The sequence below is a fragment of the Streptomyces sp. ATLC9 genome, from assembly GCF_057196705.1.
In genome coordinates, this window is record NZ_JBXUOY010000289.1 from 1 (window position 1) to 6,138 (window position 6,138).

Genomic DNA, 6,138 nt, shown 5'->3' on the forward strand with positions numbered 1-6,138 from the left:
GCCGCCCCCCGCCGGGGGGGCGGCCCCGGCCCCCGCCCCCGGGCCCATGGTGTCGCGTCGCCGATCGTGGTCCGGCCGCTGTCCGGGCGGAGCCGGCGTTCAGGCGGCTGGGGGCGGCGGCCCCGTCTGGCAGCCGGGACACCAGTACGCCACACGCCGGGTGGCGGAGGGGCCGGGCCCTCGGACGCGGACGGCCGTGCCACAGCGTGGGCACGGTTTCCCGGCACGGCCGTACACCCACAGATTCCGGCCCGCGCGCACGTCGCCGGTGGTGACGCGGAGGGCACGGGCCTTGTTGACCTCCAGCAGCTTCTTCGCCAGGGCCGTCAGGCGTTCGGGGGAGGGGACCTCACCGATCGGCAGCCAGGGCGTCACCCCGGCCAGGAAGCAGAGTTCCGCCGCGTAGACGTTGCCGACCCCGGCCAGGTTGCGCTGGTCCAGCAACGCCTCGGCGACGGGACGGGCGGGGTCCGACAGCAGGCGGTCCAGAGCCTCCGCCGCGTCCCAGTCCGGGCCCAGGGGGTCCGGGCCCAGATGCCCGACGGCCCTGTCCTCGTCGGCGGTGCGCAGCAGCTCCAGGACGGGGAGGCGGTATCCCACGGCCGAGTGGGCGGTGGTGGTGAGGACGGCGCGGATCTGGTGGCCGGGGCCGCCGCTCCACCGCCTGCCGGGTGCGTAGACGCGCCAGGCGCCGTCCATCCGCAGATGGGAGTGGAGGGTCAGGCCACCCTCGAAGCGGGTGAGGAGGTGCTTGCCGCGCGCGGCGGTCTCCAGCACCTCGCGCCCGGTGAGGTCCACGGTGGCGAGCTTGGGCACCCGCAGGTCGCAGCGGACGAGGGGCGCTCCCGACAGCGCCCGGTGCAACTGCCGGGCGGTGCGCCAGACGGTGTCTCCCTCGGGCACCGGGCCGTCCCTCCTCGCTTGTCGGTCTCGGTTCCGCTCCTCGGCCGCTTCCCGTCGCCGCCGTCCCCATGCGCCTCGCGGATCCTCGTACCGCCGGCCGTCGCGCTGTCACACCGTCAGGCGCGCAGCCGCAGTCCGCGCGGGGTGGCGTGGAAGCCCGCGGTCTCGAGTGCGGTGCCGATGGGGGAGGCCAGGGCCGGGCAGCCGTTGACCCGCTCCACGGTGAGGGTGCCCAGCATTCCGCGGTGCGCGGCCTCGACCAGCGCCTCCACCGCGGCGTTCAGCGACGGACCCTCGGACCGCCAGGCCAGCAGCGTCTTTCCGCCGCGCTCGAGGTAGAGGACGAGCTCGCCGTCGACCAGTACCACCAGGGAGCCCGCCTTGCGGCCCGGCTTGTGGGCCGTGGTGGCCCTGCCCCGGCCCGGCCCGCAGTCCCCCGCCCGGTCCGCCGGCGGTGGATCGGGCCAGGGAAGGGCGGCGCCGTAGGCGCTGGCGGGGTCGGAGGCGGCGAGTACGACGGTGCGCGGGCGGGTGCCCTCGGGCTTCTCGCGGGCCGTGCTGATCGCGCGCAGCCGGTCCACCGCGCCGTCCACGGCGAACTGGGCGGCACCCAGGCCCTCCACCACGTAACCGCGGCGGGCCCGGCCGCTCTCCTCGAAGACCGACAGCACGCGGTAGGCGGCCGAGAAGCCGCCCTCGACCCCCTCGGCGGCGACCGCGCCCCGGGTGACCACGCCGTGCCGGTCCAGCAGGGCGCGGGCCAGGGCGTGGGCCCGGTGGGTGGGGTCGGTCTCCCGGTCGGGCAGCAGTGACCAGCGGCCGGCGACCGTCGGGGGTCCGCTGCGGGAGGCGGCGGGGCGGCGGGAGGCCCCGGCCGGTGAGGTGGGCGGCAGGGAGGCGAGGGACCCGTAACGGCCGCGGGGGGTGCTCCGCCTGGCGCGGTGGGCCGTGGCCCCCGCGGTGCGGCCGGAGCCGAGCAGTGAGCGCAGCGGGGCGAGGGTGTCACCCGTGAGCCTCCCGGACCAGGCCAGATCCCACACGGCCTCGGCCAGTTCGGTGTCGGACGCCTCGTGGCCGGTGGCGCGCACCCGGTCGGCGATCTGCCGGAAGAACAGGCCGTATCCGCCCGAGAGCGCTTCCAGGACCGCCCGGTGGAGCGGTGCGGTCTCCAGCGGGAGGGCTTCGGGCAGCAGCAGCGGGGCGGCGTCGGCGAGGTGGAGGCGGATCCAGCCGTCCTTGCCCGGCAGCGCGCCCGCGCCCGCCCAGAGCACTTCGCCGGTGGCGGTCAGCTCGTCCAGCATGGCCGGGTGGTAGTCGGCCACCCGGGAGGGCAGGATCAGCTTCTCCAGGGCCGAGGCGGGCACGGGAGCGCCCTGGAGCTGCTCGACGGCCCGCAGCAGCCCGTCGATGCCGCGCAGCCCGCCTGCCCCGGCCCCGAGATGCTGCCACTGGGGCAGGAACGCGGCGAGCGAGGCGGGCGGCACCGGCTCCAGCTCCTGGCGCAGCGCGGCCAGGGAGCGGCGGCGCAGCCGCCGCAGCACACCCGTGTCGCACCACTCCTGCTCGCTTCCCGAGGGGTGGAACTCGCCCTGGACCACCCGGCCGGCCGCGGCCAGCCGGTGCAGTGCGCCGTCGGCGACCGCGGTGCCCAGACCGAACCGCCCGGCGGCCCGCGCGGTGGTGAACGGACCGTGGGTGCGGGCGTACCGGGCCAGCAGGTCGCCCAGCGGATCGGCCACGGGCTCGGTGAAGGCCTCGGGCACGCCGACGGGCAGCGCCGCGCCCAGCGCGTCGCGCAGCCGCCCCGCGTCCTCGATCGCCGCCCAGTGCTCCCGTCCCGCGATACGCACGCGGATGGCGCGGCGGGCGTGCTCCAGCTCCCGCGCCCACCGCGGCTCGGCGCCCCGCTCGGTCAGCTCGTCGCCGGTGAGCGGGCCCAGCAGCCGCAGTACGTCGGCGACGCCCTCGGTGTCCTTGACCCGGGGGACTGCGCCGGCTCCGCTGTCGCCGCCATCCGGGAGCCACTGCAGCTCGCGCTCCAGGTCGGCCAGCACCTCCGGGTCCAGCAGCTCGCGCAGCTCGGCCCGGCCCAGCAGCTCGGCCAGCAGCCGGGAGTCCAGCGACAGCGCGGCGGCGCGGCGCTCGGCGAGCGGGGAGTCGCCCTCGTACAGGTACTGGGCGACGTATCCGAACAGCAGGGACCGGGCGAACGGGGAGGGCTCGGGTGTGGTGACCTCCACCAGGCGCACCCGGCGCGACTCGACATCGCCCATCAGCTCGGCCAGTCCGGGTACGTCGAAGACGTCCTGGAGGCACTCGCGCACCGCCTCCAGGACGATCGGGAACGACCCGAACTCACTGGCGACCTGCAGCAGTTGGGCGGCACGCCGGCGCTGTTGCCACAGCGGGGTGCGCCGGCCGGGGTCGCGGCGGGGCAGCAGCAGGGCACGGGCGGCGCACTCGCGGAAGCGGGAGGCGAACAGGGCCGAACCGCCGACCTGGTCGGTGACGGTCCGCTCCACCTCGTCGCGGTCGAACAGGACGTCGGCGGCGCCGACCGGGGGCCGGTCCGGGTCGTGGTCCGGTGCGTTCGCGGGGCCCGGGACCGCAGTCGCGCCGAAGTCCCCGCCGAGGTCGAAGCCCATCAGATCGGTGTCGGGCAGCCGCAGCACGATGCCGTCGTCGGCGTGCATCACCTGCGCGTCCATGCCGAACCGCTCGTCCAGCCGTGCTCCCAGCGCCAGTGCCCACGGCGCGTGCACCTGGGCCCCGAAGGGGGAGTGGATCACGATCCGCCAGTCGCCCAGCTCGTCGCGGAAGCGCTCCACCACGATCGTGCGGTCGTCGGGTACGTGTCCGCAGGCCTGCCGCTGCTCGTCCAGGTAGGCCAGGACGTTGTCCACGGCCCACTCGTCCAGCCCGGCCGCCGCCAGCCGCTCCCGGGCCGCCTCCGGGGCCAGGCCGCCGACCTCCCGCAGGAAGGCTCCCAGCGCGCGGCCCAGCTCCAGCGGGCGGCCCAGCTGGTCGCCCTTCCAGAACGGCAGCCGGCCCGGGACGCCGGGAGCGGGGGTGACCAGGACGCGGTCGCGGGTGATGTCCTCGATGCGCCAGCTGGTCGTGCCCAGGGTGAACACATCGCCCACCCGCGACTCGTAGACCATCTCCTCGTCCAGCTCACCGACGCGGCCGCCCCCCTTCTTCGGGTCGGCACCGGCGAGGAAGACGCCGAACAGGCCGCGGTCGGGGATCGTCCCGCCCGAGGTGACCGCCAGCCGCTGGGCTCCCGGACGCCCGGCGACGGTGTGGGCGACGCGGTCCCACACCAGGCGGGGGCGCAGCTCGGCGAAGGCATCGGACGGATACCGCCCGGCGAGCATGTCCAGCACGGCGGTGTACGCCGACTCCGGCAGCGACGCGAAGGGCGCGGCGCGCCGGACGACCGCGAGCAGTTCGTCGACGTCCCAGGTGTCCGTGGCGGCCATGGCGACGATCTGCTGCGCCAGCACGTCCAGCGGGTTGGAGGGGATGCGCAGGGCCTCGATGGCACCCTCGCGCATCCGCTCGGTGACCACCGCGGACTGCACCAGATCGCCGCGGTACTTGGGGAAGACCACCCCGGACGAGACCGCGCCCACCTGGTGCCCGGCGCGTCCCACCCGCTGCAGCCCGGAGGCGACCGAGGGCGGGGACTCCACCTGGACCACCAGGTCCACCGCGCCCATGTCGATGCCCAGCTCCAGGCTGGAGGTGGCCACCACCGCCGGCAGGCGGCCCGCCTTCAGGTCCTCCTCGACCTGGGAGCGCTGCTCCTTGGAGACCGAACCGTGGTGGGCGCGGGCCAGCACCGGGGGAGCGCCTCCCGCCGCCCCGGACCCGCCCATCAGTTCGGCGGGCGAGTGCCCCTCGGGGACGGGCTCGCCGGTGGCCCGCTCGTAGGCGATCTCGTTGAGCCGGTTGCACAGCCGCTCGGCCAGGCGCCGGGAGTTGGCGAAGACGATGGTGGAGCGGTGGGCCTGGACGAGGTCGGCGATCCGCTCCTCCACCGACGGCCAGATGGAGGGCCGGTCCCCCTGGCCGCCGGGGCCCTGACCGCCCGCGTCCCGCACCGGGGAGCCGCCCAGCTCACCCATGTCCGGCACGGGTACCACGACCGACAGGTCGAACTCCTTGCCCGAGGGCGGCTGCACGATGTGCGCGCCGCGCCGGGGCGAGAGGAAGCGAGCCACCTCGTCCACCGGGCGCACCGTCGCCGACAGGCCGATGCGGCGGGCCGGGCGGTCCAGCAGCTCGTCCAGGCGTTCCAGTGAGAGGGCCAGATGGGCGCCGCGCTTCGTCCCGGCCACGGCGTGGACCTCGTCCAGGATCACCGTCTCCACCCCGCGCAGGGCCTCGCGGGCGGCGGAGGTGAGCATCAGGAACAGCGACTCGGGCGTGGTGATCAGGATGTCCGGCGGGCGCCGGACCAGCGCGCGGCGCTCGGCGGCCGGGGTGTCACCGGAGCGGACCCCGACCCGGACGCCGGGCTCGGGAAGGCCGAGCCGCACCGATTCCTGGCGGATGCCGGTCAGCGGGCTGCGCAGATTGCGTTCGACGTCCACGGCCAGGGCCTTCAGCGGTGAGACGTACAGCACGCGGCAGCGGCGGACCGGATCGGCCGGGGACGGTGTGGCGGCCAGCCGGTCCAGGGAGGCGAGGAAGGCGGCCAGTGTCTTCCCGGAGCCGGTCGGCGCGACGACCAGGACGTCGCGCTCCTCGGCGATCGCCCGCCAGGCGCCCTCCTGGGCGGCGGTGGGAGCCTGGAACGCCCCCGTGAACCATGAGCGGGTCGCGGGGGAGAAGGCGTCGAGAGCCGGTGGCCGGTTCATGGCCTCCATCGTGCACCCCCTCACTGACATCCCCGCACAGGCGGCTCCGGCGCACCCGTACCGGTGCCGGGGCGGCCGGAGTCCCGGCGGAGGCCAGGGAAGGGCCCCGCACAATGGAACGCATGGGCACGGAGGAGCGGGCGCGGCACTGGCGGTACGACCGGCTGCCGGACACGGACCTGCTGCGCGCCCGGAGGGCGTGTGGATCGCGGTCGGGGTGACGGCCGTCGGCTGCTACCTCGCCAAGCTGCTCGGGCTGTCGGTGCCCGCCGGTGCGCTGGAGCGTCCGCCGGTGCGGCGGCTGGCCGCTCTGCTGCCCGTGGCGCTGCTGGCGGCGCTCACCGCGCGGCAGACCTCCGGCGGCGAGGGC

Annotated in this window: 3 protein-coding genes; 1 reads left to right on the forward strand and 2 read right to left on the reverse strand. The window is 76.1% G+C overall.

Going from position 1 to position 6,138, the window contains the following annotated elements; all coding sequences use genetic code 11:
• Positions 1-99: 99 nt before the first annotated feature.
• Both AC2CJA_RS22705 and AC2CJA_RS22710 read right to left on the reverse strand, forming a co-directional pair.
• Positions 100-903, reverse strand: coding sequence for an Fpg/Nei family DNA glycosylase (locus AC2CJA_RS22705; RefSeq protein ID WP_484604532.1), 804 nt, complete (start codon positions 901-903; stop codon positions 100-102).
• 116 nt (positions 904-1,019) lie between these two features.
• Positions 1,020-5,768: an Lhr family ATP-dependent helicase gene (locus AC2CJA_RS22710; RefSeq protein WP_484604533.1), complete on the reverse strand. Its 4,749-nt coding sequence runs from the start codon at positions 5,766-5,768 to the stop codon at positions 1,020-1,022.
• Positions 5,769-5,967: 199 nt separating this feature from the next.
• Between AC2CJA_RS22710 and AC2CJA_RS22715 the strand changes: the two genes are divergently transcribed.
• The coding region (locus AC2CJA_RS22715) for an AzlD domain-containing protein (protein WP_484604534.1) at positions 5,968-6,138 on the forward strand (171 nt) is incomplete at its 3' end.